Here is a 26,923-nt window from a genome sequence, read left to right as displayed (position 1 = left end):
ATGCAGAAGCTCAGAAGAGAAAGTAATGAACCCGGATGTAGCCCGAACACGACGCACCGGCGTTATTCAGACCATTGCATAAACCCTCGCTCATCTTTGTCGCGGTGGGGGACCGGCTTCGGGCGTCTGCTTCTGACATTATGATGTGGTGAAACTCGACCCTGTTGGCCCAGCCGACCATGACGCAGGCATTCGGATGTGGCAGGCATACTGTGCTGCTCACCCGGAGACGGTAGCTGCGGCCCCGGAATACACAATTGAACACTTCGGTGATACGCAGCGGTTAGCTGATGAACTTCTCGCTCATGTCCTCAGCGGAAACAAACGCGCGACGGCGGAGCCCGTTGCGGACTTCATAGCGCGAGGTGACCAGGTGCCCCGGATCGGGGTCACACTGGATTGCCTGTGATGGGAACGGCACTCCGAGCATCATCATTCGCACTATTGAACTGCGCATTCGTTCTTTCAAAAGTGCTGATGCTGCTTTCGCCCGCGACGAAGGCGAGGACGATTTGAGCCTAGACAGTTGGCAGCGTGAGCACCGCCGCTACTGGACTCGCGTATCAGCAGCCCAAGGGCGTCAATGGGCAGAAACCGACGAGATCGTCTTCGAACGATTCAAGGTGGTTTGGCCACCTCAATATGCAGATTCGGCACAATAAGTCAGCCGCACGTTGGCTCGTAGGGGATTCCCCAAATGGGACAGTAATGAGCCCTGATAGAACGGGATCGCGGCCGGCGTTTCAGCTGTCTTTTTCGGCTTCTTTGCCAGACGCGAGATCCAGAAGCTTCGTCATGAGTATCCGACGTCATAACATCCGGTTGGCGTTCTACCTGCCGCCTTCCCCGAGGCAGATCTGGTACTTTGCCTGGCAGTACGCGCAGCGGCGGCCCCGAAGAAAGGCGAACTCATGCACCCGGAACTTCAACGCTACTCGAGGTCAGCAGACCACCTAGGCAGGGTGAGCGCCAAAACATCGCTGTCTTTACGTGAGGGCATCAGCAACATCCTGTCGTGGCAACCGATCTGGCTAAAGGCGCTGTTCGTGGCTCGTGGTGTGCTGGCCCGCCTCATGCGGCTCGAACACCCATCCGGCCGTACGAACCGCGCACCTCGCCCGGCAGAGATTAGCCTCCGCCCCGGTGGCAGACTCGCCTTCTTCACGGTTTCCGCAAGCAAGGAAGACACCTACCTGGTGCTCACCGCCGAGGACACTCATCTAATCGCGCACCTCATCGTCGAGGTCGAGCCGACCGGAACCGAACCCAAGAACAATTTTCAGATCACTACCGTCGTCCATTACCGCCGTTGGACGGGGCGGCTCTACTTCAACTTGATTTGGCCTTTTCACAAGTTCATCATGCGCCGCATGATCACTGCAGCACTGGTGCATCCCCCGGGTTTTCTGAAGAACTTCCCAAGCCGATGACCGTCTAAATGCCAGGCAGGTGTATCGATACAGAATTCTCAACCGGAACATTCACGAGCGCACAACTGCATTTAGGCAATTGTTCTGCTATCGGCGTTCGCGGAGGCAGGGACGTGGGGTTGTAAACCCTGTTTGGGGTTCCCAACCTCGACCATTTAGCCTCCAGTCCACAGGGGAATCATGAGCGCAAGCAGCAAGAGCAGCAGCAATGCGCCGAGGGTAGACGGGATCCAGTACCACTTGGACATCTGTAGTCCGAATAGTGAGAACACCACGGCACCGGCTACGGCGACAACCACCAGCGCGTTGTCGGTTACGAAAAAGAGGACCAGCGAAACCAAAAGCACAACCGTCGCCGCTATTGGTCCGGCAGTAGGTCGCCGCTCTGGGGTAACGACTGCCGCCATGGCCTCACCTTTCATTTACTGGCATTATGCCTGTTCACTTGCGCCTAGCGCTTCCGCCATTCAGTCCACGTCGGTGATGATTGCCCTATGATCAGCCAGCGAGCCACACCCTTCCGCATCATCCTCGGAGCCCTTGCTGTTGGGGCACTGCTGGCTCAGCTGCTGATTGTTCCGCAGGTCGCCGCAGAGTACGCCGGCGCCTACCCCGAGGTTGCGTACCTGGCGCCCCCGTACGTCACGGCAATCGTGATTGCCATCGGCGGTTTCGAGGTGGCCTTGCTGGCGTCCTGGCAGCTGCTTTCGGCCGCGGTGGCGGGCAACGTGTCGACCAGTCGGTCAAAGCGATGGGCCACCGTCATGGCGGCTTCGCTATGCTTCATGTCGCTGATCTTTGCAGGCGTTTTTGTCCACGCTGGAAGCGTCGCAAACGTCGGCGGACCACCGATGTTGTTCGGACTGCTGGTCTCTCTCGCCCTTGTGCCCGTTGCGTTCAGTGTGAGAGCCAAGGCACTGGGGTTTCTAATGGGAAACGACGTCCACGAACGTGCTGTCGCGTGACTGGAATGCCCCGGGCCTGCGCTCCCGGGTAACGACGTCTTTTCCTCCGGTGAGCCGGCACCGCCGTCGTCCTGAAGGCGCGGTACGACGGCGGTGCGCGGCTTCGGCGACTGCCGTTACCGCTCCGGGTGGAACTTTCGGCCGTTGACCCGTTCGGAGGCGCCGACCCGGTCCAGGTACGGGGTGATGCCGCCCAAATGCAGCGGCCACCCCGCACCCATGATCATGCACAGGTCGATGTCTTCCGGCGCGGCCACCACGCCCTCTTCCAGCATGAGTCCGATCTCCTCGGCCAGTGCGTCCTGGGTGCGCCGCAGCAGCTGCTCGGAGCTGCTGGGGGAGTCTCCGAACTCCAGCAGCGCCAGGGTCGACTCGGGAATAACCTGCCGGCCGTCGTCGTCGGTGATCCAGAGGGAGGTGATGCCGTTGTCGATGAGACGCTGCTGGTTGGCGGAGACCCGGAAGCGGTCGCCGAAGGCCGCATTCAGCGACTCGGTGACATGTTGGGCTACCGGGATGCCGACCATGGCCAGCAGGGTGAACGGGGTCATCGGCAGGCCCATGGGTTTGAGCGCGTTGTCGGCGATGTCGGCGGGCGTGCCCTCGTCGAAGGCGTTGGACACTTCCCCCATCAGCCGCAGCAGCACGCGGTTCACGACGAAGGCGGCGGCGTCCTGGACCAGCACGGTGGTCTTCTTGAGGGCCTTGCCCAGGACAAAGGCGGTGGAGAGCACTTCGTCGCTGGTCTTCGGCGCCCGGACGATTTCCAGCAGGGGCATGACGGCCACGGGGTTGAAGAAGTGAAAGCCGACCACGCGTTCGGGATGCAGCAGGTCCGCTGCCATCTCCGTGACCGACAGCGATGAGGTGTTGGTGGCGAGGATGCAGTCCTCGGAGACCACCGCCTCGACCTCGGCGAAGACCTGCTTCTTGACGGCCAGTTCTTCGAACACGGCCTCAATCACAAAGTCGGCGTCCGAGAACGCTTCCTTGGAGGCCGAGCCGGTGACCAGGGCCTTGGTGCGGTTGGCAGCGTCGGCCGAAATGCGCTGCTTGGCCAGCAGTTTGTCCACTTCGGCGTGGACGTACCCCACGCCCTTGTCCACCCGGGCCTGGTCGATGTCCGTCATGACCACCGGAACCTTCAGCTGGCGGGCGAACAGCAAGGCCAGTTGGCTGGCCATCAGGCCGGCGCCGACCACGCCCACCTTGGTGACAGGTCGGGCGAGCTTGGGGTCCGGTGCGCCGGCCGGCCGCTTGGAACGCTTCTGCACCAGCTCCAGGAAGGCGTATACCGTGTCGCGGAAATGCGGGGTCTGTATCAATTCCGCCAGCGCCTCGACTTCAAGGTCGGCTGATTCCTGCTGGCTCTTGCCCCGGCCGGCGTCCAGGACGTCCAGCACCTTGGCCGGTGCCGGCGCGGCGTTGGACGTCTTGGCCTCCACGAACTTCCGACCGGCCGCGATGGCCTTGTCCCAGTCCGCGTCGGTGGCCGCGGAGGTCTCGGCGCGGCGGTCCGCGACCAGCCGGCGGGCGTCGTCGTCGGTGAGGATCCGCGTGGCCCAGGCCAGCGACTGCTCCAGGAAATCGGCCGGTTCGAAGAGGACGTCGGCGATGCCCAGCCGGTAGGCGGCCGCGCCGTCGAGCGCCTTGTTGTTGCTCAGCGGATTCTCGACCATGACCTTGACGGCATTCGCCGGGCCGATCAGCCGCGGGAGCCGGTAGACCCCGCCCCAGCCGGGGATCAGGCCCAAGAAGGCTTCCGGCAGCGAGATGGCGCCGGCGCCGGTGGAGATGGTGCGGTAGTCGGCGGCGAGCGCGATCTCCAGCCCGCCGCCCATCGCTGCTCCGTTGATGAAGGCGAACGTCGGGACGCCCAGGGAGGCGAGCGTGGCATAGGCATCGTGGCCCAGCCTGGCCATGGCCCGTCCGTCTTCGGGGCCGGTGAGCCTGCCCACGGCGCTCAAGTCGGCCCCGGCCACCAGGTAGTACGGCTTGCCGGTGATGGCGACGGCGGAGATCCTGCCCGCCGCGGCCCGCGCCTTGAGCCCTTCGAGTGCCGTGCCGAGTTCCAGCAGGCTGTTGGGGCCCAGGGTGGTCGGCTTACGGTGGTCCAGGTCGTTGTCCAGGGTCAGCAGCGCCAGGGTGCCGGCACCGGGCAGTTCCACATCCTGCACGTAGGAATGGGTGACGGTCTCGTCCGGGAACTTCGCGGCCAGGGCCGTGTACTCGGCGTTCATGCGTGGTCCTCTCGTGCCTGTGCTGCCGCGGGGGCGGCGGTTCCGACAATTGCGGCGGCCGTATCGGCGGTGCCGCCCGAATAATCTGCATGGTGCGGATTCTCCCAGATCACCGTTCCTCCCATGCCCAGCCCGATGCACATCGTGGTCAGTCCGTAGCGGACCGACGGGTCGTCTTCGAATTGGCGGGCCAGTTGGGTCATGAGGCGCACGCCGGAGGCGGCCAGGGGATGGCCGACGGCGATGGCCCCGCCGTAGCGGTTGACGCGGGGATCGTCATCGGCGATCCCGTAGTAGTCCAGGAAGGACAGCACCTGCACGGCGAAGGCCTCGTTGATCTCGAACAAGCCGATGTCCGCGATGTCCAGGCCCGCCATCTTCAGGGCCTTTTCGGTGGCAGGGACGGGCCCGATGCCCATGACCTCGGGCTCGACTCCGGCGAAGGCGTAGGAGACCAGGCGCATCTTCACCGGCAGGCCAAGCTCGCCGGCTGCCTCCGCAGAGGCCAGCAGCGAGACCGTGGCGCCGTCGTTGAGGCCGGCGGCATTGCCGGCGGTGACCCGGCCGTGCGGGCGGAACGGGGTCCGCAGCCCGGCCAGGTCTTCCACGGTGGTGTCCGGCCGCGGGGGTTCGTCCGCACTGTACAGCGACCAGCCTTCGCCCGGTTTGCGGCCGGCCACCGGCACCAGGTCGGGCTGGATGCTGCCGTTCCGGTAGGCCGCGGCTAGCTTGGCCTGGCTGGCCGCGGCATAGGCGTCCGCGCGTTCCCTGGTGATTGCGGGGAAGCGGTCATGCAGGTTTTCGGCGGTGTTGCCCATGTTCAGCGCCGCAGGGTCCACCAGGCGCTCGCTGGCGAACCGCGGATTCGGATCCGCACCCTGGCCCATCGGGTGGTTGCCCATGTGTTCCACGCCGCCGGCCACCACCACGTCGTACGCGCCGAAGGCGATGCCGCCGGCCGTCGTCGTCACGGCGGTCATGGCGCCGGCGCACATCCGGTCAATGGCGAAGCCGGGGACGGAACGGGGCAAGCCGGCAAGAAGCGCGGCGGTGCGGCCGATGGTCATGCCCTGGTCGCCGGTTTGCGTGGTGGCGGCAATGGCCACGTCGTCGATGCGGCCGGGCGGCAGCGTCGGATTGCGGCGCAGGAGTTCCCGGATGCACTTGACCACCAGGTCGTCGGCCCGGGTGCCGGCGTGGATCCCCTTCTCACCCGCCTTCCCGAACGGGGTGCGCACGCCGTCGACGAAGACGACATCGCGCAGGGCGCGGGGCGGGGACGTGGGGCTCACCTGATACCTCCATGAGATGCGGAACACAGTGCTGACCATGATGTTACCCGCCGGTAACTTAAGCAGCAAGCACGCCGTAGTGGTGCCCCGGAACAATGCAGCGGGTGCGGTCCGGCGGCTACGCTGGGCGGCAGGCAAGCGGCGAGGAGACATGAAAGCGGAAGAACAGCGGTATCGTCCGGCGGAGGCCCCTGCCGGCGCCTTTCTGGTGCTGGCGGCGTCGGTGCTGTGGGGAACCACCGGAACGGCCGCCACCTTCGCGCCCGGCGTCGGACCGCTTGCCATCGGCGCGGTGGCCATGGGAGTGGGCGGGCTTTTTCAGGCGCTGACCGCGCTGTGGCCGATGAATCGTGCCCGGCCGCAACTGCGGGTGCAGTGGAAGCTGGTACTTCTGGGGGCGGGGGCCGTTGCCGTGTACCCGTTGGCCTTTTACAGTTCCATGCGCCTGGCCGGCGTTGCCGTCGGCACGGTGGTGAGCATCGGCTCCGCTCCCTTGGCCTCCGCGCTCATCGAACGGGCTGCCGACCGGCACATCCTGGGGGCCCGCTGGGCCGGCGCCGCCGTGCTGGGGCTCTCCGGAACCGCACTGCTGTGTTTCGCGGCCGCGGGCGGCGGCGGCAACGGTGCCGCGGACGGCGACGCTGCCGGGGGTGCGGGCGGCACGATTGCGGGCATTGCCCTGGGCCTGCTGGCGGGACTGACCTACGCCCTCTACTCCTGGGCAGCGCATCGGATCATCGGCGGCGGTGTGTCCGCCCGCGCCGCCATGGGCGCCATGTTCGGCCTGGGCGGACTGTTGCTGATGCCGGTGCTGCTGGCCACGGGCGCTCCGCTGCTGGCCTCGTGGGGCAACGCGGTCGTGGGGGCCTACATGGCACTGGTCCCGATGTTCGCCGGCTACGTGTTGTTCGGCCTCGGCCTCGCGCGGGTCCGCGCGAGCACGGCCACAACGCTTTCGCTGGCGGAGCCTGTCGTGGCCGCCGTGCTGGCCGTGCTGGTGGTGGGCGAGCGGCTGCCGCCCGCGGGCTGGATCGGCGTCGCCCTGGTCATCGCGAGCCTCGCCGTCCTGACGGTGCCCGGCCGCCGCCCGGCTCCCACGCCGGCGCGGCAAGGGCGGTCAGGCAGGGGAATGCCGTTCACGCCGGCGCCGCCGGATGGAGCCGGACACCGCCCCCGCTGAAGAATCGGCGGGCCCTGCAACAGTTGCCGTGGAAGTCCGCCGGCGCGCGGAGGTGCCGACGGCGCCGCCGCCGGTGGCGGCCTCGGGCTCAGGGTTCTCCTTGAGTGCCAGCGGCTCCGGGTTGGCGTACGCTTCGGCAAGCAGCCCGGCCGTCAGTTTCCGCTGCCAGGGGCGGGCGCCGAGTTCGGCCAGGGCGGCGTCTACCGACTGTTCCGTGGCGGGTTCCGGCGGACGCCATGCGGTGCGGCGCAGGTAGTCGGGGGTGAGCAGGTTCTCCACCGGCATGTCCAACTGCTCGGCGAGGGTTGCCAGCCGGGGGCGTGCGGTCTGCAGCCGGGCCGCGGCGGCCGGGTCCTTGTCGGCCCAGGAGCGCGGCGGCGGGGGAGCGTTGGTGGGCAGGTGCAGGGGAGGCAGGTCCGTCTCGCCCCGGGCCGTGGCGACACAACGCAGCCAGCGCGGTGCTTCACGCTGCGCGGCCCGGCCGTGGAACCCGTGCGTCTCCAGCAGTTGCGGGACGGTGGCGGGCATTGCCTTGGCCGCGGCGACGATGGCCGAGTCCGGGATCAGCCGGCCCGGTGCAACATCGCGCTTGGCGGCCAGGGCTTCGCGTTCGTTCCAGAGTTCGCGCACGGCGGCCAGCTGCCGCCGGTCGCGGATCTGGTGCAGTCCGGAGGTGCGGCGCCAGGGGTCGATGCGCGGCGGCGAAGGCGGGGCGGCGCGCACCGCCTCGAATTCCTCCAGCGCGTACTCGAGCTTGCCCGCGTCGCGCAGCCTGTCGATCAGGGCCTCGCGGAGCTCGATGAGCACCTCGACGTCCAGTGCGGCGTAGCGCAGCCACGGCTCGGGCAGGGGACGCGTGGACCAGTCCGCCGCGGAGTGCTCCTTGGCCAACGTGAAGCCGAGCAGGGATTCGATCACGGCGGCCAGGCCCACCCGGGGCAGGCCGGCCAGCCGGGCCGCGAGTTCGGTGTCGAACAATTTGTCGGGCCACATGCCCAGCTCGGACAGGCAGGGCAAATCCTGGCTGGCGGCGTGCAGGATCCACTCGACGCCGCGCAGGGAGTCATTGAGCAGCTTCAGGTCCTCAAACGGCTCGGGGTCGATCAGCCAGGTGCCGGCACCCTCGCGCCGCAACTGGACCAGGAAGGCGCGCTGCCCGTAGCGGAAGCCCGAGGCCCGCTCGGCGTCGATGGCGACCGGACCGGTGCCGGCCGCCAGCGCAGCGGCGGCCCGCTGCAACCCCGACTCGCTGGCGACGACCAGCGGAACGCCGTCGCGAGGCGCGTCGAGGTGGATCAGCTGGGGGGTCTGCTCCCGGTGTTCTGCGGCGTCGTTGGAAGTGCTCTGGTCAGGGCTGTTCTGCCCGGACGTGTCCGAAGTCAAGGAGCTCATGATCCGTTCAGTTTAGGCCAGCAGCATGCGCCCGGCCGAATGGGGGGACGCGCCATGCCGTAATCGGAGGCGATGAAGCGCCGCACGCCGACTTCCTGGCAGCCCACAGCCATTTCTGATGCATCCGCAGCTCCCGGGTGATTACAAACTTGCAATTGACTTCGCTAGCGGATGGGTTCCTGCGGATGAGCCCTCATCTGGGTTGCGCCAGGACGACGGCGGGCCGGATGTGTTCGCACATTTCTCGGCCAGCGCCTCCAGCGGCGTCGTCGCAGGGATCTTGGTACTTGTTGCATCCTTGCCGGCCCGATGGACTTTCGGTCAGGCTATGTTCAGCCCGGCGCAGGAACGGTTACTTTCGGTTGAAAGGGCCCGCTCTGCGTTATTGAGTGCTGGCCGGGTTCTGTTGCGCTGCACGGCACAACTGCTCTTCACGTTCTTCCGGGGAAAGCTCGTTCCATTTCGCTGTCTGGGCTTGGATCTGGGCTTCGGAGAAACCCAGAACCTTCATTTCTTCGGGGGAAATGATGACACTGTTCTCCGCGCCGATCATATTCTTCCGGTCCAGTTCTGCGCCTGCACCGTCCGCGTAGTCAGCTGAGCATTCGACGAAGGGCTGGTGGGCATCCGGCGTGTCAATTGCAGGGCTCTGGCTGGGAAGGGTGCTGATGCCAAGGATTAGGCCGGCAGTCAGAAAGAAGACTGTAGTCAACAGGATGGACGGTTTCTTAGCCATTTGTTCCCCCTCGCATCAACCCCGGTTTGTGCGAGCGGGGACGAATCGATTTTTCGCCCAGCCTACCCGGTGCGGACGGTGTTGCCGGACACTTGGCCTAGGAGCGGTGTGCCCCAGTAGTAAGGTTCCCCAGCCATTAGCCTTGCATCAAAGTAATGGCGGGGAAGTTTGGCTAGGAAAAGCTTCCAAAGAGTGCGCAAGACAAGCGGCTAAGCCCTACCGGCTCCGCTGGCGCGGGCCGGAGGGTGGACCACTCCGAGCCTGTCGTTGCCTCATCTGGAACCGGAAATGATTTCGGTTACTAGTAGCAGGGTGGCCGCAAAGAAGGGGGCCGCGCCGAGTGTAAACCCGATCCACGGCCATCGTCCGTGTTCAGGTTCGGCTGTCATCCGTTGTGCCAGTGCAGTGCAAGTGACGATAAGTGTCACCGGGGCGTACATGTGAGGCACGTTGAAAACTCCTATGCCCAGGAGCGTCACGAGCCAAATGTCAGCCAGCATAATCAGCACCAAGATTCCGAGTGACCAGGCAGGGACGACGAGACGTTTGTTGGGGAAGTAGATCGTGACGAGGATCCCGAGCAATCCGAAACCTGCCAATGCAACCGCGCCCCATAGAACAGCGTCACCCACCTCGGCCCCAATTTCTTGGGAGGGGGTCTGGACAGCGTCCGAGGAGAGGTAGACAAAATGATGCAGGATGTGCACATACGCGGGAGGCAGGGCCAAGCCGATTAGCGTTCTCGCCCAGATGGATGACCACCAGGGAGAGTTGCCCCTTAAAATATCTGCTGCGGATGATTGCACGGTTTGGAAACCTACTTCTTTACCTGAGACTGAACCCACTTTGTGCGAGCACGCCAATGGCTCCGTCCATCTGTTCCTCGAAACACTACGGCCACCAGACTTCTGTACATAAAGGGTTCCCTTATGCTGGCTCTACGCTCCGGGAAGCGTTTGCATGCTTTCTGTGCAGACCAAGGATCATCATCGGGCTGTGCGGGTCGATCGGGGGGGTCTGACCAGACCAGAAGTGCGGTGCGGACCAAATCTGGCTCAAAGAATGATTCATTTGGCTAATAGGTTGATTTGCAGCATTTCGGCGGGATCTGTGTGATTGCCGTGGATATGGTGACTGGCATGGAACCGGTTTTGAAATTTGTGCGGAATTGGGGCGCCCCTGTGGCGGCCGTCCTTTTCTTTACACTGTGGTGTATTGCGGAGGCAGGAAGGATGGGAGGATCCTGGCAGTCATGGCCAGGGAACTGGCCGCTGGTGCTGATGACACTGGCGGTTGCCACTGCCGCTTGGAAGCCTTTGGTCTCTCTTGGGTTCACGGTTGCACTTCTTACCGGACAGATAAGTCATATTTTGCCGCCGATGGAAGCCAATCACTGGGCCATTTACCTTGGCTCGTTTGTCGCTCTGGGCTTTATCGTGTGGATTGCCCCGGCCCGGCAGCGGTACATGGCTGTGGGCGTGAACGTGGCCGCCGCTGCCGTCATGGCGTTCCTGATGCTTTCGTGGCGATACGGCGACGGTGTCGGCTGGTTCCCCCCGGCGCAGGCCGGCGACCGGTGGATGCTGCAGGACTATGGCTGGCAGTTGTTCGCGCTCCTCCTGTTGATAGCCGGGGCGTGCGCCGCCGTCGGCGGACTGGCGGCGCTGTATCAGGAACGGGGAGGTTTGTTCCGGGCCCGCGAACTGGCGCAAAACAGTCTGCAGGAGACCGAGATCGACCTGATCGTGGAGCAGGAACGGACACGCATCGCCAGGGATTTGCACGACGTCCTCGCTCATTCGCTGGCAGTCGTCGCCGCGCAGGCCGATGGAACCCGCTACCTGAGCAAGGACCAGCCCCAAGCCGTCCTAAGCGCCCTGGACACGATCGCCCGATCCGCCCGGAGCGCCTTGGTGGATGCGCAACGCGTGATCGAGGGCGTCCACGATAACGGTATGGTGGCGCCCCAGCCGCTGCTGAGTGACATCCCGGAACTCATCGAAGGCATGCAGCGCGGAAGTTTGAAGATTCACCCGACCGAGTCTGGGACACCGGTGGAACTGTCTGCCGGGCAGGAGATGGCCGTCTTCCGAATCGTTCAGGAGTGCCTGACCAACGCCCTCAAACATGGCGGGCGCGGCACCGATGTGCAGCTCCACTTTGACTGGAGCGGGCCGGGCCTGACTCTGCACGTGGCCTCGTCCGGCGCCGCAACCGGCCAAGAAGATGCCGCGAATCCGGCCACGTCCCGGGTGGGGAGGGGACTTCCCGGTATGCGCGAACGCGCCCATCTGGCCGGTGGCTGGCTGACGGCCGGGCCGGACGGCGAACACTTCCGGGTGACGGCCTTTATCCCCTACGGAACCATGGAAGCGACGACGGGGGACGATGCAGTCGGCGCCGAAGCCAGGGACACCTTCGGTGACGTTTCGAGTGCGGAAGTCCAGCCGGCTCTCGCCGCAGCGGGCCTTCCCGGGCAGGCAGGGGCCGCACGGGAAGCGGACCACCGTGGTTGAGGAGGGGACACGTATCACCGTGGCCCTGGTGGACGACCAGCCCTTGTTCCGGGCGGGTATCCGCATGCTGATAGAGAGCCAGGAGGATCTGGAATTCTTGGGAGAGGCCGGTGACGGGGAAGCATCGGTGGCCCTTGCAATCGAACGGCGTCCGGACGTGATGCTGATGGACCTGCGTATGCCGGTAATGGATGGCGTCGAAGCCACCCGGCGGATCGTGCAGCACGCCGCGGCGGCCGGCATCGATAAGCCGAAGATCATTGCGTTGACCACGTTCAACAGGGATCAGGCAGTGGTTCAGGTTGTGCAGGCCGGGGCGAGCGGGTATCTGCTCAAGAGCGCGGAACCGGAATTTCTACTGGCGGCGATCCGGACCGTTCATTCCGGCTACTCCGTCATCGCCCCGGGATCCATTCACTCTCTCTTCGAGCATGCAGCCCGCACCGTTCCCGCTATCGGCCCGGACTTGTCCGTACTTAATGTGTTGTCGGTGCGGGAGCGGGACGTCTTCCTGCTCGCGGCAAAAGGCCTGAGCAACGGTGAAATGGCGGAGAGTCTGTTCGTTTCTGAAGCCACCATCAAAACCCACCTGCGCAGCGTGCTGGACAAGCTCGAACTGCGCACCCGCCTCCAGTTGGTCGCCTTCGCCCACGAACGCCGCCTACTGGGCACCTGAACAGGCGACAGTTGCTCGATAACTGTTGCGGGCGCTGATTTGGTGCGTGCATCTCGGTTACCGGGCACTCTCGCGCACCGTTTACGCCGGCTGTCATGTCTCGAGTTTTGATCACCGGCATGCCAGGCGTGGGAAAGACAACGGTGCTGCACGAGTTGTCCCGGCGGGGCTACCGAACGATCGACACCGACTACGACGCCTGGGTGCTTCCTGACGGAACGTGGGATGAACCGCGGATGACGGCACTTCTGGCATCTCATTCGTCTCTGGTTGTCTCGGGGACTGTCGAGAATCAAGGTCGCTTCTATGACCGTTTCGCCGCTGTTGTTCTCCTGAGCGCACCCGTAGAAGTCCTCATCGAGCGAGTCTCGGTTCGTAAGAACAATCCCTACGGCAGCTCAGAGGCAGACCAGTCCGTGATCCGCCAATACGTTCTCGACGTCGAACCGTTGCTTCGGAAAGGGGCGTCCCACGAACTGGATGGTCGTCGACCGGTTCCGGAACTGGCGGATGAGGTTGAGCGTCTCATCTCGACGTGTGATGAGGCCTGACGCCCGATAAACGAACGGCTAGCAGGCACCTGGGAGTCTTGTGGCGGGACGCAAAGAGTAAGGGGCCCGGCACGGCGTCCTTGACGCTAGCCGCCATGCTGGCGAAGTGCCCGGTTAAAGAGCGGCATAGAGGCGCAGGCCCATGTATCGTTCGGTGCTGTTCCCTGACCGCTACGCTCGTCAGCATGGGGAGTGAATCTATCCGAGTCGCATATAGGGCACGTGCCGCCGAGTACACGCGCATTCTTGGTTCCGTTGAGGACATGCACGAGCTGGATCGGCAACGCATCGGACGTTGGGCGACAAGTATTGACGGCTGCGTGATTGATGCCGGGTGTGGACCCGGCCATTGGACCGACTTCCTCTACCAATGCGGTGCCAATGTGCAAGGGATCGACCTTGTTCCCGAATTCATTGAAAGTGCCCGCGTACGCTTTCCCGATGTGCCTTTTCGCGTTGCCTCCTTACGTAATCTAGACGTACCAGATGGATCACTGGATGGTGTGCTGGCCTGGTACTCCCTCATCCACATGCCACCAGACGAGTTGTCCTTCGTGCTCAAGGAGATCGCTCGTGCCCTTGCCCAGGGCGGGCAACTACTCGTCGGATTCTTCGAGGGTTTTTCGGGCAAGCCTTTCCCACACGCTGTTACAACGGCGTACTACTGCTCCATCGAGCAGATGGGGCACTTGCTCAGCGAAGCAGGTTTCGATGTGCTCGACGTCGAGACGCGCCAAGACCCCGGGAAGCGAGCCCATGCCGCCATAACGGCTTCCGTCCGGTAAAAAGAATGAGCAGGCCACTGTCAGCTACCTCATCGTGTACTCCTACGAGACCGCCGCCTGGGCAGGTCTACCCCTACGCCGCGCACGTTGCCGCGCTGACCCGGGAACTCGCCACGGCCCGGTGCCGGTCCGTAACGTGTGGCTCGTGCCCGGTCGAATGGCGGGACGCGCCGGCACACGGGCTGCCCTGCAGGCGGGCGTCGGCTGGTCAGTTGCGGCGGCGGTGCGGCAGGGCGGCAACACCTTCCGGCAGTGGCGGCAACCCGGCATAGGTGCACACCATGTCGCTCCACGCCTCCAGGTGGGAGCGGATGTCGGCGGAGGCAGGCGTCCAGGACGCGCGAAGTTCGATGTCGATCGAGTCCTGCCGCCCGCTCAGCGTGCCGTAGCTTTCGGACAGGATGCGGGTCGCGGTGCCCCCGGCGTTGCGGTAAGGGGCGCCGTGGTTCTCCAAGGCTTCCACCAGCCAGTCCCACGCGACGGAGCCGAGCATGGTGTCGTTGCCCATGTCGGCGTCGAGCTCGGCGCGGATGTAGGTGACGATTCGGAAGGTTCCGTCCCAGACCGCCGAACCTTCCGGGTCGTGCAGCAGGATGAAGCGGCCGGTGGCCAGTTCCGGGCCGTCGGCGGTCTGCAGCGCCGTGACCACCGGGCCGTGGAGCGGCCGGGGGCCCGGTTCGGCGATGACTTCCGCGCCGAGGGCCACCGCGAAGGGGGCCAGCCGGGAGGGCGCGGGAATTTCCTCCAGACGCAGTTCATTCCGGCACTGCGCCTGGCGCAGGGCCGACAGCGCGCGCATGAACTCAGGCGGCACTGCTGAGAGATCAATCGCACTCACACAGCCAGATTATGCCCTGGTGCCCTGAGACGTCAGGCAGGCGCGCCGTGGAGCGGAGGGCATCCCGGCGCGGACTAGGAGAGTTCGCTGCGGATGGCCGCCGCGAAGGCGTCGATGTCGTCTTCGGTGGTGTCGAAGGAGCACATCCAGCGGACCTCCCCGCGCGACGAATCCCAGTCGTAGAAGCGGAATTTTTGCCGCAGCCGGTCCGCCACTCCGGGCGGCAGCGCGGCGAAGACGGCGTTGGACTGGGTCGGCTGGGTCAGGGACAGCCCCTCGACGCCCTCGACGGCGGCGCGCAGCCGGGCGGCCATCGCATTGGCGTGCGAGGCGGAGCGCAGCCACAGGTCGCCGTCGTACAGGGCGATGAGCTGGGCGGAGATGAACCGCATCTTCGAGGCCAGCTGCATGTTCATCTTGCGCAGGTACTGCAGCCCGTGGGCCGCATCCGGGTTCAGCACCACCACGCATTCGCCGTAGAGCAGGCCGTTCTTGGTGCCGCCGAGCGAGAGGATGTCCACCCCGGCGTCGGTGGTGAAGCTGCGCAGGTCGGTGCCCAGGGAGGAGGCCGCGTTGGACAGCCGTGCCCCGTCCATGTGCAGCTTCATGCCGCGCTCGTGCACGTGGTCGGCGATGGCGCGGATTTCCTCAATGCTGTACAGCGTGCCCAGCTCGGTGCTTTGCGTGATGGACACGGCCAGCGGCTGCGCGCGGTGTTCGTCGCCCCAGCCCCACGCCTCGCGGTCGATCAGCTCCGGGGTGAGCTTGCCGTCGTCGGCCGGCACCGCCAGGAGTTTAATCCCGCCCACGCGCTCGGGCGCGCCGTTCTCGTCCACGTTGATGTGCGCGGAGGAGGTGCAGATAACGGCGCCCCACCGCGGCAACAGCGACTGCAGCGACAGCACGTTGGCGCCGGTCCCGTTGAACACCGGGAAAGCCTGGGCGGCGTCGCCGAAGTGTCCGGCGATCACCTGTTGCAGCCGCGCCGTGTAGGCGTCCTCGCCGTAGGCAACCTGGTGCCCGGTGTTGGCGTGGGCCAGCGCGGTCAGGACCTCCGGATGGACGCCGGAGTAATTGTCCGAGGCGAAGCCGCGCAGGTCGGTGTCGTGCAGGGAACCGGAAAGCAGGGGGGAGTCAGTCACGTGTTTCAGTATTCCTTAATGAGTGGGTGCCGTCACAGCCGGACCCGGGTCAGGCCAGCCGGATGCGTTCCCCGTTGAGGCGGGCGGCGTCCAGCGTGAACAGGGAGGCGGCGGCGCGGCCCAGGTCGGCCACGTCGGTAAAACCGGCAAATGCCTTTTCCGGATCGGCCCGGCGCATGGCGTCGTCCAGCAGGGCCTTGACGGCCAGGACGACGGCGGCGGAGCGCTGGGGGGCGGGATTCTCCTTGCGTCCGGACTGGGCCCGGCGGAAGGCATCGGCCACCGAGAACATCCAGCTCTCGGCGGCGGCTTTGGCGGCAGCGTAGTTGGCGCCGGATGCGGTGGGGGAATCCGTTGCCGTGCTCGAGACGATGACCGCCCGGCCGGACGGGGAGGCCTCCAGCTGGGAATAGAAGGCGCGGGTGGTGTTGCGCAGCGTGCTGATCAGCTGCCGGTGCAGGAAGTCCCAGTCCTCGTCCGACTGCCCCGTCAGGCCCTGGCCGCCGCGCCAGCCGCCCACCAGGTGGATCAGGCCGTCGGCCCCGCCGTGCTCGGCGGCAACGGCGCCGGCCAGCTCTTCCACGGCCCGCCGGTCGGCGAGGTCGCATTGGTAGGGGGCCACGGCGTCGTTCTCCGCGTAGGCGGCGTCGAGCCGGTCCTTGCTGCTGCCGACCGCCAGCACGGTGGCACCCGCGCCGGTCAGGGCAGCGGTGACGGCCTGGCCGGAGGCGCCGGATGCGCCGGCGACGACCACCGTGAGGCCGGCGAGGCGGCCGGGGCCGGGCGCGGCGGCCAGCAGCCGTTCGGCATCGGGCGGCCCGTCGCCGTTGCGCTGGTGTTCGGCGGCGGCCATGTCAGGCCGACTCTCCGGTGATCCCCGAGGTGGATTCGATCACCGGCTTCATCTTCCGCGAGAGGGCCTCGTAGAACATCGACAGCGGGAACTCGTCGTCCATGACCTGGTCGGTGACCTCGCGCGGCAGCCCCGTCAGCGGCAGCGCATCGGGACCCTTGGCCCAGACCGAGGCCGGGTGCGGGGTCAGCGTCTTGGTCAGCATCTCGTAGGCGGCCAGCCAGTGGGCCACCTTGGGCCGGTCGATGGAGCGCCAGTACAGCTCCTCGATTTCCCCGCCCAGGGCGACGACGGCGTCCGCCACGTGGTCCCAGTCGATGGAGAGCTTGCCGTCCGTCCAGTGCAGCACCCGGTGCTGGTGCAGCCAGGCGAACAGCAGCTGGCCGCCCAGGCCGTCGTAGTTGCGCACCCGGTTGCCGGTAATGGCGAAGCGGAAGATCCGGTCGAAGATCACCGCGTACTGCACCAGCCGGGCGTGCCTGCGGACCTGATCGGACGCGGTGGCGTCCTGGGCCAGGCGCACCGACTCGCGGAAGGCGGTCAGATCACAGCGCAGTTCCTCCAGCGAGTACAGGAAGTACGGCATCCGCTGCTTGATCATGAACGGGTCGAAGGGCAGGTCGCCGCGCATGTGCGTGCGGTCGTGGATCAGGTCCCACATGACAAAAGTTTCCTGCGTCAACTGCTGGTCATCGAGCAGGGCCGCAGCTTCCTCCGGCAGGTCCAGCGAGGTGATGTCGGCCGCGGCGCGGACCACCGTGCGGAACCGGGCCGCCTCGCGGTCGGCGAAGATGGCGCCCCAGGTGAAGGCGGGGGTTTCCCGCACGGCCACGGTCTCCGGGAAGAGCACGGCCGAGTTGGTGTCGTAGCCGGCCGTGAAGTCCAGGAAGCGGATGGGCACGAACAGCTTGTTGGAGTAGGAGCCCGATTCCAGTTCGCCGATGAAGTCCGGCCAGATGACCTCGATCAGCACGGCTTCGACCAACCGGTCGCTGCTGCCGTTCTGCGTGTACATCGGGAAGACCACCAGGTGCCGCAGGCCGTTGATCCGGTGCTGCTGCGGCTGGAAGGCCAGCAGCGAGTCCAGGAAGTCCGGGACGCCGAATCCGCCGTCGCGCCAGCGGCGGAAGTCCACCACCAGTTTCTCCAGGTAGTCGGCGTCGTGTTCGAACAGCGGGGCCAGCTGGCCGATGGCGTCGATGATCACGTCCGTGTGCCCGGCGGCAGCGGGTTTGTTGCCGTCGTCCGGTACTGAGCCGTCGTGGACCTGGAGTCCGCGCAGCGCGGTGGCCGCCTCTTTCAGGCGCAGCCATGCCGGGTGCTGCGCCGGGTTGCCGTGCACGGCGGCACTGGAGTTGCTGCGGGTGGGGGTGATGGTCATCGTCGCCTCGCTTTCCGTCGGGCCGGGTCTCCCGGCGCCTCACGTGGAATATGCAGCGAGCGTAGCAAGGCACCAGCACTACTTATGTCAAAAGCGGCCCTAAGTAAGGAACTGTAATGCTCAGCCCCTCGGCGGGCGGGAATGATTAAGCCCGGCTCGTGCTGGCCGGGCTTGAATCAGATGAAACGTGGAAGCGCCGAAGGGGTGAGGGGAGGCGCGGTACGAAAAGCTACTGCGTGTCCTTCAGCGTCAGTGACACCGAGTTGATGCAGTAGCGCTGGTCCGTGGGGGTCCCGTAGCCCTCGCCCTCGAACACGTGCCCGAGGTGCGAGTCGCAGCTGGCGCAGCGGACTTCGATCCGCTCCATGCCCAGCGTCGAATCGCGCAGGTAGCGCACGGTGCCCTCGGCCAGCGGCGCCCAGAAGGACGGCCAGCCGCAGTGGGAATCGAACTTCTCCTTGCTGGTAAACAATTCGGCTCCGCAGGCGCGGCAGCTGTAGACCCCCTCGGTATGGGTATCCCAGTATTCGCCGGTGTAGGGCCGCTCCGTGCCGGCCTCGCGGAGCACGTGGTATTCCTCCGGGCTCAGCTCCTGCCGCCATTCATCGTCGGTCTTGGTCACCGGGAACTGTCCGGCCTCTGTGTTGCTCATAGTCTCTCCAACGTTCACGAGTCGCCAATGTATCCCGAGCCCGAGTACAGGTGCAGGACCGGAATGCCCAGCTTGTCCTGTGCCCGGTTGGCCCAGTCGGTATGGAAGGTATCGGAAATGGAATGCGGCCGGGTGATGACAACGGCCCGGTCGGCGGGATGTTCCGCGACGTACTTGACCAGGGCGGACACGCCGTCGTCCTCGACGATGTCCACGGTGGCGTTGAAGCCCGCTTCCGCCAGCAGCCTGGCGGAGATGCGCCTGGCTTCGTCGGCCTCGTGCCGGGCCTCTTCCGGAGTCGGCTGGCCGTGCGCCAGCTCGCGGAATGCGGTGCCAACCTCCAGCAGGCTCAGCCGCTCGACGAAATCGAGCAGCAGGTTCCGCTTGGTGTCCTCCGGAATCAGCACCCGGAAGGTGGTCTGCCCGGCGGCGGTCTGCTCGCCGGCCAGCCAGCCGAAATTCTGCAGGTCGGCGTCGTTGAGCGGTTCCTCGGTCAGCACGACGATGGTTTCGGTCATGCGCCCAGCCTAATCAGCAGCACAAGCGGGGGACAACAACGCGGCGCGCCGACGGCGGCGCCGGTTAGCGGTCGGCACCGGCACCGGCAAGAATGGACCCATGGCTGTGTTCGAACGCTCAGACCGGTCCGGCCGGAACACCTCCGCCGGCGACGGCCAGCTGCCCCGTGCCCGCTGGCTGCTGCTCGGTGCCTTGGCGGGAGCCGGAGCCGGATCAGTCCTGGCCGGAGCGACGTCGGGACTGGCCTCCTATTTCGCCCGCCAGGTGCTCACCCCGGTCCGCGAGCACGTCCAGGACCTGGAAATCCTGGCCGTCGTCGGAACCGGCCCGCAGCAGGAAATCATCCTGCCGGCCACCCCGGACACCACGGCGCCGGGCGTCTACAGCGTCTATTACGACGGCGGACGATCCGTGGCGCGGGTCGGCGAGGTGACGTCCTACTCGCCGCGGGAAGGCACGGTCCAGCGCAGGGTCGAGCAGGTGTATGCCGGCGACCTCGGCGCCGCCACGCGCGGCTGGTGGGGCGGTGCGGCCTACCCGGACCCGGCCGCCGTCGGGCTGGCCAATGAGGAAGTCGACATCGAGGTGGAAGGCGGCATTGCGCCGGCCTGGCTGGTCCGCGCCGAGGCGGAGGCGAAAACCTGGGCCATCATGGTGCACGGCCGGGGTGCGTCCCGGGCCGAGGGCATCCGCGCCGTCCGGTCGGTCCGCGGGCTGGGCATGGCGTCGCTGCTGATCTCCTACCGGAACGACGGCGAAGCCCCCTCAGCCCCGGACCGCCGCTACGGGCTGGGCATGACCGAATGGCGCGACGTCGAGGCGGCGATCGGGTTCGCCCTGGCGAACGGGGCGGAGGATGTGGTGCTGTTCGGCTGGTCGATGGGCGGGGCGATCAGCCTGCAGGCAGCCGACCAGTCCCGCTACCGGAGCCGGATCCGTGCGTTGGTGCTGGACGCCCCGGTGATTGACTGGACCGACGTGCTGGCCCACCAGGCGAAGCTGAACCGGATACCGGATGCCGTGGGGCAGTTCTCGCAGTGGCTGATCTCGAACAAGGCCGGACGGCTGCTGACCGGCCTCGCCGCCCCGCTGGACCTGAAGATGATGAACTGGGTGGCCCGGGCCGACGAGCTGCAGGTGCCGACGCTGATCGTGCACAGCGAGGACGACGACTTCGTGCCGCACGGCCCGTCCGCGGCGCTGGCCGAGAAGAACCCGCTGGTCACGTTCGAGCCCTTCAGCGGGGCCGGTCACACCCGCGAATGGAACGTGGACCCGGAACGCTGGGAGCGCGTCGTCACGTCCTGGTTGACCCGGGTGCTCCGTCCGGTCGGCTAGGGCCCTCACCCGCCTTCAGCGGGGCGAAGGACGCGCCCGTCAGCGCGGCCAGGTCCGCCGGGGCGATCTCGATATCCAGCCCGCGGCGGCCGCCCGAGACCAGGATGGCGCCGAAGTCCCGGGCGGTGGAATCCAGCACCGTGCGGCTGGCGTGTTTCTGCCCCAGCGGCGATATCCCGCCCAGCACATACCCGGTGCGCCGCCGGGCTACCTGCGGGTCTGCCATGGCCGCGCGCTTCCCGCCCAAGGCCGCGGCCAGTTTCTTCAGGTCCAGGCTGGAACTGACGGGCACGACGGCGACCGCCAGCGATTCGTCCACGACGGCCATCAGGGTCTTGAACACGCGGGCGGGATCCATCCCCAGCGCCTCCGCGGCCTCAAGGCCGAAGCTGGGCGCCGCGGGGTCGTGGGCATAGGTGTGCAGCACGTGCGGAACCCCCGCCCGCTGCAGCAGCGTGGTGGCGGGGGTTCCGGCGGATGGTTTGTGCCTGGCCACCGTCAGGCCGAGGCGGCGCGCAGTTGCCGTGCCTCGGTGATCAGGCGCTTAATGCGGTACAGCATGGCGGACATGCCGCGGATCCGCAGCGGGGTGATGGCACGGGTCAGGCCCAGGTGCTCGGCGATATCGTCGGGAACGGCCAGGATCTGCTCTGCCGGCAGCCCGTTGAGCCCCTCGTGCAGCACGGAGGCAAAGCCGCGCGTGGTGGGGGCTTCCGGCGGAGCCGAAAAGTAGATCTGCACGTCCTGATCCGGGTCATCGCCCAGCTCCAGGGTCAGGAAGAGCGGAGACTGGCATTCCACCACCTGCTCCAGCAGTTCCGGATGCCCGGCGAAGCGTTCCGGCAGCTCGGGCAGCTCCCGGGAGAACTCCAGGAGCAGCTGCAGCCGCTCGGCCTCGCTGACCGCCTGGAAGTCGTCGATGATTTCTGCCAGCGGTTCGGGAATCGTCTGCTCGGTCACGGTCATACTTGCGCTCTCTCTTGCAGTTTCGGGCTCGTTACGTCAACGTTGCGTGCCCGCCGGCTATTCCTTAGCGGGCCGAGGCGGGGATCCCGCCGGGCTCGGCGCCCCTGACGATCGGCACGCGCACGGCATTGCCCCATTCCGTCCACGAGCCGTCGTAGTTGCGGACCGTGTCGAAGCCCAGCAGGTACTTGAGCACGAACCACGTGTGGCTGGACCGTTCGCCGATGCGGCAGTATGCCACCACGTCGTCGCCCGGCTTCAGCCCGGCCTCGTCCAGGTAGATGGCCTCAAGCTCTTCGCGCGATCGGAACGTCCCGTCCTCGGCCGCCGCCCGCGCCCACGGCACGGACGCCGCCGTCGGAATGTGGCCCCCGCGCAGGGCCCCTTCCTCGGGGTAGGCGGGCATGGTGGTGCGCACGCCGGTGTATTCCTCCGGAGAGCGGACGTCCACCAGCGGCTTGCCGAAGTGGTCCAGCACGTCGGTGAGGAAGGCTCGGATGGGCGCGTCGTTGCGCTCGACGACGGGGTAGTCAACCGCCTCGGGCCGCGGCACCTCGATGGTCAGTTCCCTGCCCTCCGCGATCCACTTGTCACGGCCGCCGTCCAACAACCGCACGTCTTCGTGGCCAAACAGGGTAAAGACCCAGAGCGCGTAGGCCGCCCACCAGTTGCTCTTGTCCCCGTAGAGCACCACGGTGGTGTCCCGGCTGATGCCCTTGGAACCGAGCAGCGCGGCGAAGCCCTCGCCGTCCACGTAGTCGCGGGTGTCCGGATCATTCAGGTCGGTGTGCCAGTCGATCTTCACCGCGCCCGGAATGTGGCCGGTCTCGTATAGCAGGATGTCTTCGTCGGACTCCACGACCACCAGCCCGTCCGCGCCCAGGTTCTCAGCCAGCCACTGCGTGGAGACCAGGCGGTCGGGGTTGGCATAGGCGGCAAACTTCTCGTTGTGCTCGGCGGCAATGGGCATGGCAAACCTTTCCTTGACGTGCAGCTTTTAGCGTGCAGACGGCCGTGCAAAACGGCCGGGGGACTTCTGTTTAGCCTAACCACCGGAGCAGGCAAAAGCTTCCGGGGCCTCACCCCGCGTCACATCGTGGCCGGGCGGAGCGCCTGGGCCCGCAGGGAGGAGCGCCTGGGTGCGCCGGCCGGAGCACCGTGGCCCGCCGGCCCCGCTGTGGCCTGGCTTACACCGGCTGCCGCCGGCGGGCGGGGTAGCGTATCGTTTTGCTGGCGGCATTCCGGCCGCTGTGCATTCTCCGAGCCCATGTCAGGAAGGCAGCGGTTAGCCTACGTGCCCCAGATTGAACAGCTTTCACGCCGGACGCCGAAGGTGTCCGTGGACGAACTGCTGGCGGGCCTGCACCCGTCGCCGCGCTTCGGCGAAGTATCCTTCGCCAGCTACCGCCCGGACCCGGCCCAGCCGTCCCAGAGCGAGGCCGTGACTGCGCTGCAGCGTTTTGCGGTTGTGGTCGACCGGCCCAAGCCCAAGGGCTTGAAGAAGCTGTTTGGCGGCGGCAAGCCGGAGGGCCACTCCGGCATTTACCTTGACGGCGGGTTCGGCGTGGGCAAGACCCACCTGCTCGCCTCGCTGTGGCACGCCGTCGACGGCCCGAAGGCCTTCGGCACCTTTGTGGAGTACACCAACCTGGTCGGCGCGTTGTCGTTCCGCAAAACCGTGGAAGCGCTCAGCAGCTACCGCCTCGTGTGCATCGACGAGTTTGAACTGGATGATCCCGGTGACACCGTGCTGATGTCGCGGCTGATGCGCGAGCTCGCCGACGCCGGGGTCAAGCTTGCGGCAACCTCCAACACCCTGCCAGGTTCGCTGGGGGAGGGACGCTTTGCCGCCGTCGATTTCCAACGGGAAATCCAGGTGCTGTCCGACCAGTTCGAGGTCATCCGGGTGGACGGCGAGGATTACCGGCACCGGGGGCTTCCGGCCGCCCCCGAGCCGCTCAGCGACCACGAACTTAAGCGGCGGCTGCATGACTTCGATGGCAAGGTGGTGGCCGCCGACGAATTCTCCGATCTCGTCAACCACCTGGCCGGGGTGCATCCCAGCCGGTACAAGCAGTTTCTCGACGGCGTGGACGCGGTGGCCTGGCATAACGTGCACACGATCACCGAGCAGGCCGTGGCCCTGCGGTTCGTGGTGCTGGCCGACCGGCTCTACGACAAGGACGTGCCGATCATCGCCAGCGGCGTGCCGTTCGATGAGCTTTTCACTCCGGAAATGATGTCCGGCGGCTACATGAAGAAGTATTTCCGGGCGGTATCACGCCTGACCGCGCTGGCCCGCGAGGGCCAGGCCGGCGAACCAGCGGCCTAGCTCCCGCAGCCGGGCGCGCACATGCCGCCACTGTGCAGGAGTAATGCCCTGCGCCTGATGACGATACGACCGGGCAACCGACGCGACCGACGCGGTGTTCAACTACGCGACCCCGCCGAATGGCCGAGACCGGGCGCCCCTACTCCGTGATGCCGAGCATGGTGCAGATGTTCGGCATGCTGTTGGCCGTGCACAGCCGGTACGTTCCGGGGCGAATGCTGTCCGGAATGATGAGGGTGTCTGGGCCAGATCCCTCGACGCCAATATCCTTCCAGGTTTGGCCCTTGGGGTCGTTCGCAGGCCACCATGTTGGGGAACCAGAGCCGCCGTCGTCATCGGTCGTGGCAATGAGGTAGTAGCGGACAAGCCAGCTGTTGCCGTCCTGTTCTTCCAGAACCCAGGGGATTCCCCGGGAAGTTTCCTCGGGGAATCGGACCTTGATGGTCTGCCCCGGTTTAGTAGGAGACGGCGAGACTTCGAGCAGTTCGGGATGCATCTGCGCGTCTGGATCGTTCACCCCTGCCGTGCCGGCTGGTTCTTGGACGGCGGTTCCTCCGGATGTTGAACTTCCACAGCCGGACAACGCCAGCAGTACGACAACCCCAGTCGTCAGTTTGGCTATCGCATGCATGACCGCCCCTTGTTGTGATGTACAACGGTCTGCGTCACGGTAGCGGCGGAACAGCATGGAGAGGAAGGGTGGGACGCTGCGAAGCATAACTTCTTGTTGATGCGGCCAGATGACCAGGGCCTGGGCCGAGGCAGTGGATTTCTTGGGGACAGAGGATGTGGAGGATCTGGAGCTTGCTGAGAAGTAGGTGCAGGAGGCTCTGTGCGGTTCTGTGCCGGTCCTATGGTGGGACACTTACCTGACCGAGCTGGAGCGGACGAGGAATCAAAATCTCGAAAGGGAATTCATGAGATCCAATCAGCCCCTGCCAGATAACCCCTGGCCGCAGGACATGGTCATCTCTGTGAAAGTCGCGCCGAACCACCTATCGCTCCTGCTCTTCATCCGTAGCGCTTGGAACATTGCCCCGGATGTCAACATTCCCGAGTTGAATCCGGCACCGAAGCCCGGTGCCTCGCGACTGCCTGCCACTGCAGACAGGACTGAGTGGGGCGCCCGTTGGCAGCAGGCTTGGGAACGAGCTTGGGCCTGGTACGACACGGGGGACCAGAAGAACCAGCATCCAACGCCGGAAATCCGCTCCGATCAGGAGAGGCACGTGGCCTTCCCGCCGGGCTGGACAACCGAATACGGCTGGGATGGCGTGGACATCGACGGCTTCAACCATTGGCAAATCCAGCTGCAGCCCAACCACATGCTCCCTCTTGAACTACACCCCGAGCGCCGCTGTCTGCCGGCTCTGATTGCCGCTTGGAAAACAGGCTTGGACACCGTCCTGGTCATGCCTTATCAGGGGGACTACGCCAAGCGCATCAGCCCAAGGCATCTCGTCGTCTCGGCGCAGACCCATGACGATCCCGAGAGCTACACTCGCGCCTTGGCCTCCAGGCTCCCACCCGGTTAGCTATCAGTTGCCGAGCAGCGGCGCAGGAATGGGACGGGCTGACGGGTCCGCCGGACCGCAAGGCACGCACGGGCGAATAAGCGGCCTCACGACAAAGGGTGCCGGCTCGCCTCCCGGCGGTCCGGCACCCTCCTTGGCGTGCCCAGGACTAGGCGGACGGAGTGTTCCCGTCGGACGGTGCCTGGCCATCCCTGTCACCGAACGTGTCGACGAAACGGGATGCCTTGGCCTGCAGGCCGCCTACCTGCTTGGAATACTTACCGCCGGTCTTGGCGTCGATGTAGTCACCGGTGCTGCCGACGGCACCCTTGATCTTGCCAGAGTGTTCTCCCACGAGACCGGCTGCCTTGTCCTTGAGTCCTCCGGCCTTGCCCTTGAGCTCGTCAAATACAGACACAGCCACCTCCTTTCCGACGGGGGGCCTTTCGCCCCTGCACATCCATCGTAGGCACCGCGCCGCGGGCGCTCAACGGAGTAGACGGCTTAAACAAGGAGGGCTCCCGCCGGGGGAGCCGTGGAGTGGTGGGCGATACTGGGATCGAACCAGTGACCTCTTCCGTGTCAGGGAAGCGCGCTACCGCTGCGCCAATCGCCCCGGTGTGCCCGAGGCGGGCCGCTGGAGAAAACGCTGAAAAAGAGAGCGGACGACGGGATTCGAACCCGCGACATCCACCTTGGCAAGGTGGTGCTCTAGCCAGCTGAGCTACGTCCGCGCGAAACGGTTTCCGAATCACTCCGGACTGCGTTCCAGTGGGCGATACTGGGATCGAACCAGTGACCTCTTCCGTGTCAGGGAAGCGCGCTACCGCTGCGCCAATCGCCCGTGATCTCTCACGAGATGTTTGCTGTGTCGCCGCAAACGAGGTGGGGACGGGATTCGAACCCGCGTATACGGCTTTGCAGGCCGCTGCCTCGCCTCTCGGCCACCCCACCGTGCCTATTCGCAGTTGCGCTAGGACCGGCCAGCGACGCTGGCACGTTACAGTGACTTGCGAGCGGACGACGGGATTCGAACCCGCGACATCCACCTTGGCAAGGTGGTGCTCTAGCCAGCTGAGCTACGTCCGCAAAAGTTTTCCATCACTTTTTCCGCGATCCTTCATCAAACGGCTCGCGGCGTCGCTGTGATTTCCAACGAGTAAAAACTCTATAGGACGATTCCCGCTTCGTCCAATCGACGCTGCGGCGGGTGAAACGACGCGGGCCGTTCGGCCCGGAGGCGGTGAACGCGGCGGCTGGCCCGGCGACCCGTTCCGTGGCCCACCCGCGGTCCCGTTCCTCGCCCGCCCCAAAGACCACACCCGTAACAAGTGGCCAGGCGCCGTAGCCGGGCGATTTTTGTTTCAGCGCCTCGGTGGGCTAGCATTTCTAGACGTTGCAGGAAGCGCCCGCGCATCCGCAGCAAACCCGGGGCGATTGGCGCAGTGGTAGCGCGCTTCGTTCACACCGAAGAGGTCACTGGTTCGAACCCAGTATCGCCCACCACGGAAAACATCCCCGGCCAGGCAGCATCGCCTGGCCGGGGATGTTTTCGTTAACGGCGCGGAGGCCGACCGCCGTTGCGCCCGCGCTGTGCCTTGCGGACCGGAACGGTCAGTGGAACC

At 65.9% G+C, this 26,923-nt stretch carries 27 protein-coding genes, 6 tRNA genes and 1 pseudogene; 12 read left to right on the top strand and 22 right to left on the bottom strand.

What is annotated here, in order from left to right; all coding sequences use genetic code 11:
• Positions 1-196 precede the first annotated feature (196 nt).
• Both AC5RTY_RS07435 and AC5RTY_RS07430 read left to right on the top strand, forming a co-directional pair.
• Positions 197-662: pseudogene (locus tag AC5RTY_RS07435) on the top strand (ASCH domain-containing protein).
• A gap of 300 nt (positions 663-962) precedes the next feature.
• Positions 963-1,430 carry a DUF2867 domain-containing protein gene (locus tag AC5RTY_RS07430; RefSeq protein WP_494013855.1) on the top strand — a complete coding sequence of 156 codons (468 nt, stop codon included), beginning with the start codon at positions 963-965 and terminating at the stop codon, positions 1,428-1,430.
• Between the two features lie 155 nt (positions 1,431-1,585).
• Here AC5RTY_RS07430 and AC5RTY_RS07425 read toward each other — a convergent pair whose 3' ends face one another.
• Complete coding sequence (locus tag AC5RTY_RS07425; RefSeq protein ID WP_494013856.1) at positions 1,586-1,852, bottom strand: hypothetical protein; 267 nt, start codon at positions 1,850-1,852, stop codon at positions 1,586-1,588.
• A gap of 72 nt (positions 1,853-1,924) precedes the next feature.
• On the opposite strand from AC5RTY_RS07425, the gene AC5RTY_RS07420 reads away from it, so the two are divergent.
• A complete protein-coding gene (locus tag AC5RTY_RS07420) occupies positions 1,925-2,395 on the top strand; it encodes a DUF2975 domain-containing protein (protein ID WP_494023186.1) in 471 nt (156 codons plus the stop codon).
• A 116-nt stretch (positions 2,396-2,511) separates the two neighbouring features.
• Here the strand turns inward: AC5RTY_RS07420 and AC5RTY_RS07415 are convergent, their stop codons facing one another.
• Together AC5RTY_RS07415 and AC5RTY_RS07410 are read right to left on the bottom strand one after the other, a co-directional pair.
• Positions 2,512-4,635 carry a 3-hydroxyacyl-CoA dehydrogenase NAD-binding domain-containing protein gene (locus tag AC5RTY_RS07415; RefSeq protein WP_494023185.1) on the bottom strand — a complete coding sequence of 708 codons (2,124 nt, stop codon included), beginning with the start codon at positions 4,633-4,635 and terminating at the stop codon, positions 2,512-2,514.
• The gene (locus AC5RTY_RS07410; protein WP_494013859.1) at positions 4,632-5,927 is read right to left on the bottom strand and encodes a thiolase family protein; all 1,296 of its coding nucleotides are present in this window, start codon (positions 5,925-5,927) and stop codon (positions 4,632-4,634) included. Before AC5RTY_RS07410 ends, AC5RTY_RS07415 begins: the two co-directional genes overlap by 4 nt.
• A gap of 151 nt (positions 5,928-6,078) precedes the next feature.
• On the opposite strand from AC5RTY_RS07410, the gene AC5RTY_RS07405 reads away from it, so the two are divergent.
• Positions 6,079-7,107 (top strand): DMT family transporter, encoded by a 1,029-nt coding sequence (locus AC5RTY_RS07405; RefSeq protein WP_494013860.1) that lies wholly within the window; start codon positions 6,079-6,081, stop codon positions 7,105-7,107.
• Here AC5RTY_RS07405 and AC5RTY_RS07400 read toward each other — a convergent pair.
• From AC5RTY_RS07400 to AC5RTY_RS07390, 3 genes are all read right to left on the bottom strand, one after another.
• Entirely contained in the window at positions 7,045-8,499 is a 1,455-nt protein-coding gene (locus AC5RTY_RS07400) for an HRDC domain-containing protein (RefSeq protein ID WP_494013861.1), read from the bottom strand. The genes AC5RTY_RS07405 and AC5RTY_RS07400 overlap by 63 nt on opposite strands.
• 382 nt (positions 8,500-8,881) lie before the next feature.
• Positions 8,882-9,235: a hypothetical protein gene (locus AC5RTY_RS07395; protein ID WP_493999557.1), complete on the bottom strand. Its 354-nt coding sequence runs from the start codon at positions 9,233-9,235 to the stop codon at positions 8,882-8,884.
• Between the two features lie 272 nt (positions 9,236-9,507).
• Entirely contained in the window at positions 9,508-9,963 is a 456-nt protein-coding gene (locus AC5RTY_RS07390) for a hypothetical protein (protein WP_493999558.1), read from the bottom strand.
• 360 nt (positions 9,964-10,323) lie between these two features.
• Here AC5RTY_RS07390 and AC5RTY_RS07385 point away from each other — a divergent pair, with 360 nt between their 5' ends.
• From AC5RTY_RS07385 to AC5RTY_RS07370, 4 genes are all read left to right on the top strand, one after another.
• Complete coding sequence (locus AC5RTY_RS07385) at positions 10,324-11,751, top strand: sensor histidine kinase (RefSeq protein WP_494025832.1); 1,428 nt, start codon at positions 10,324-10,326, stop codon at positions 11,749-11,751.
• A gap of 19 nt (positions 11,752-11,770) precedes the next feature.
• Positions 11,771-12,427 carry a response regulator gene (locus tag AC5RTY_RS07380; protein ID WP_493999560.1) on the top strand — a complete coding sequence of 219 codons (657 nt, stop codon included), beginning with the start codon at positions 11,771-11,773 and terminating at the stop codon, positions 12,425-12,427.
• A 107-nt stretch (positions 12,428-12,534) separates the two neighbouring features.
• The gene (locus AC5RTY_RS07375; RefSeq protein WP_494025833.1) at positions 12,535-12,978 is read left to right on the top strand and encodes an AAA family ATPase; all 444 of its coding nucleotides are present in this window, start codon (positions 12,535-12,537) and stop codon (positions 12,976-12,978) included.
• A 263-nt stretch (positions 12,979-13,241) separates the two neighbouring features.
• Complete coding sequence (locus AC5RTY_RS07370; protein WP_493999562.1) at positions 13,242-13,763, top strand: class I SAM-dependent methyltransferase; 522 nt, start codon at positions 13,242-13,244, stop codon at positions 13,761-13,763.
• Positions 13,764-13,971: 208 nt separating this feature from the next.
• On the opposite strand, the gene AC5RTY_RS07365 is transcribed toward AC5RTY_RS07370, so the two are convergent.
• The 6 genes from AC5RTY_RS07365 to AC5RTY_RS07340 all read right to left on the bottom strand — a co-directional run bounded on the left by AC5RTY_RS07365 (position 13,972) and on the right by AC5RTY_RS07340 (position 19,147).
• A complete protein-coding gene (locus AC5RTY_RS07365; protein WP_494093273.1) occupies positions 13,972-14,562 on the bottom strand; it encodes a DUF3000 domain-containing protein in 591 nt (196 codons plus the stop codon).
• Between the two features lie 113 nt (positions 14,563-14,675).
• Positions 14,676-15,743, bottom strand: a complete 1,068-nt coding sequence (locus AC5RTY_RS07360; protein WP_494139300.1) for a threonine aldolase family protein — start codon at positions 15,741-15,743, stop codon at positions 14,676-14,678.
• A 49-nt stretch (positions 15,744-15,792) separates the two neighbouring features.
• Complete coding sequence (locus AC5RTY_RS07355; protein WP_494139299.1) at positions 15,793-16,596, bottom strand: SDR family NAD(P)-dependent oxidoreductase; 804 nt, start codon at positions 16,594-16,596, stop codon at positions 15,793-15,795.
• Position 16,597: 1 nt separating this feature from the next.
• Positions 16,598-17,977 carry a DUF6421 family protein gene (locus AC5RTY_RS07350; protein ID WP_494139298.1) on the bottom strand — a complete coding sequence of 460 codons (1,380 nt, stop codon included), beginning with the start codon at positions 17,975-17,977 and terminating at the stop codon, positions 16,598-16,600.
• Positions 17,978-18,206: 229 nt separating this feature from the next.
• Positions 18,207-18,629 carry a peptide-methionine (R)-S-oxide reductase MsrB gene (msrB, locus tag AC5RTY_RS07345; RefSeq protein WP_493999566.1) on the bottom strand — a complete coding sequence of 141 codons (423 nt, stop codon included), beginning with the start codon at positions 18,627-18,629 and terminating at the stop codon, positions 18,207-18,209.
• 14 nt (positions 18,630-18,643) lie between these two features.
• Positions 18,644-19,147: a hypothetical protein gene (locus AC5RTY_RS07340; RefSeq protein ID WP_494013866.1), complete on the bottom strand. Its 504-nt coding sequence runs from the start codon at positions 19,145-19,147 to the stop codon at positions 18,644-18,646.
• A 100-nt stretch (positions 19,148-19,247) separates the two neighbouring features.
• On the opposite strand from AC5RTY_RS07340, the gene AC5RTY_RS07335 reads away from it, so the two are divergent.
• Complete coding sequence (locus AC5RTY_RS07335; RefSeq protein ID WP_494139297.1) at positions 19,248-20,486, top strand: alpha/beta hydrolase family protein; 1,239 nt, start codon at positions 19,248-19,250, stop codon at positions 20,484-20,486.
• Here AC5RTY_RS07335 and ybaK read toward each other — a convergent pair.
• The 3 genes from ybaK to AC5RTY_RS07320 form a co-directional block, all read right to left on the bottom strand.
• On the bottom strand, positions 20,446-20,982 hold the full coding sequence (ybaK, locus tag AC5RTY_RS07330) for a Cys-tRNA(Pro) deacylase (RefSeq protein WP_494139296.1): 537 nt from the start codon (positions 20,980-20,982) through the stop codon (positions 20,446-20,448). The genes AC5RTY_RS07335 and ybaK overlap by 41 nt on opposite strands.
• A gap of 2 nt (positions 20,983-20,984) precedes the next feature.
• Complete coding sequence (locus AC5RTY_RS07325; protein ID WP_494075090.1) at positions 20,985-21,452, bottom strand: SufE family protein; 468 nt, start codon at positions 21,450-21,452, stop codon at positions 20,985-20,987.
• A 64-nt stretch (positions 21,453-21,516) separates the two neighbouring features.
• Positions 21,517-22,422 (bottom strand): sulfurtransferase, encoded by a 906-nt coding sequence (locus tag AC5RTY_RS07320; RefSeq protein WP_494139295.1) that lies wholly within the window; start codon positions 22,420-22,422, stop codon positions 21,517-21,519.
• A 324-nt stretch (positions 22,423-22,746) separates the two neighbouring features.
• On the opposite strand from AC5RTY_RS07320, the gene zapE reads away from it, so the two are divergent.
• Positions 22,747-23,784, top strand: a complete 1,038-nt coding sequence (zapE, locus tag AC5RTY_RS07315) for a cell division protein ZapE (RefSeq protein WP_493999572.1) — start codon at positions 22,747-22,749, stop codon at positions 23,782-23,784.
• A 139-nt stretch (positions 23,785-23,923) separates the two neighbouring features.
• Here zapE and AC5RTY_RS07310 read toward each other — a convergent pair whose 3' ends face one another.
• Positions 23,924-24,415: a hypothetical protein gene (locus AC5RTY_RS07310; RefSeq protein ID WP_494013871.1), complete on the bottom strand. Its 492-nt coding sequence runs from the start codon at positions 24,413-24,415 to the stop codon at positions 23,924-23,926.
• A 286-nt stretch (positions 24,416-24,701) separates the two neighbouring features.
• On the opposite strand from AC5RTY_RS07310, the gene AC5RTY_RS07305 reads away from it, so the two are divergent.
• The gene (locus tag AC5RTY_RS07305) at positions 24,702-25,319 is read left to right on the top strand and encodes a hypothetical protein (RefSeq protein ID WP_494013872.1); all 618 of its coding nucleotides are present in this window, start codon (positions 24,702-24,704) and stop codon (positions 25,317-25,319) included.
• 148 nt (positions 25,320-25,467) lie between these two features.
• On the opposite strand, the gene AC5RTY_RS07300 is transcribed toward AC5RTY_RS07305, so the two are convergent.
• The 6 genes from AC5RTY_RS07300 to AC5RTY_RS07275 form a co-directional block, all read right to left on the bottom strand.
• Positions 25,468-25,716 carry an antitoxin gene (locus tag AC5RTY_RS07300; protein ID WP_494013873.1) on the bottom strand — a complete coding sequence of 83 codons (249 nt, stop codon included), beginning with the start codon at positions 25,714-25,716 and terminating at the stop codon, positions 25,468-25,470.
• A gap of 123 nt (positions 25,717-25,839) precedes the next feature.
• Positions 25,840-25,914 (bottom strand) — tRNA-Val (locus AC5RTY_RS07295).
• Between the two features lie 44 nt (positions 25,915-25,958).
• Positions 25,959-26,032: transfer RNA gene (locus AC5RTY_RS07290), tRNA-Gly, on the bottom strand.
• A gap of 38 nt (positions 26,033-26,070) precedes the next feature.
• Positions 26,071-26,142, bottom strand: a tRNA-Val gene (locus tag AC5RTY_RS07285).
• A gap of 39 nt (positions 26,143-26,181) precedes the next feature.
• Positions 26,182-26,252 (bottom strand) — tRNA-Cys (locus tag AC5RTY_RS07280).
• Positions 26,253-26,313: 61 nt separating this feature from the next.
• A tRNA-Gly gene (locus AC5RTY_RS07275) sits at positions 26,314-26,387 on the bottom strand.
• A gap of 342 nt (positions 26,388-26,729) precedes the next feature.
• Between AC5RTY_RS07275 and AC5RTY_RS07270 the strand changes: the two genes are divergently transcribed.
• Positions 26,730-26,804, top strand: a tRNA-Val gene (locus AC5RTY_RS07270).
• Positions 26,805-26,923 lie beyond the last annotated feature (119 nt).

This window comes from Arthrobacter sp. Y3224055, from assembly GCF_059090825.1.
The sequence above is the reverse complement of the archived record's forward strand: the minus strand, read 5'-3'. Positions and strand labels throughout refer to the sequence as shown.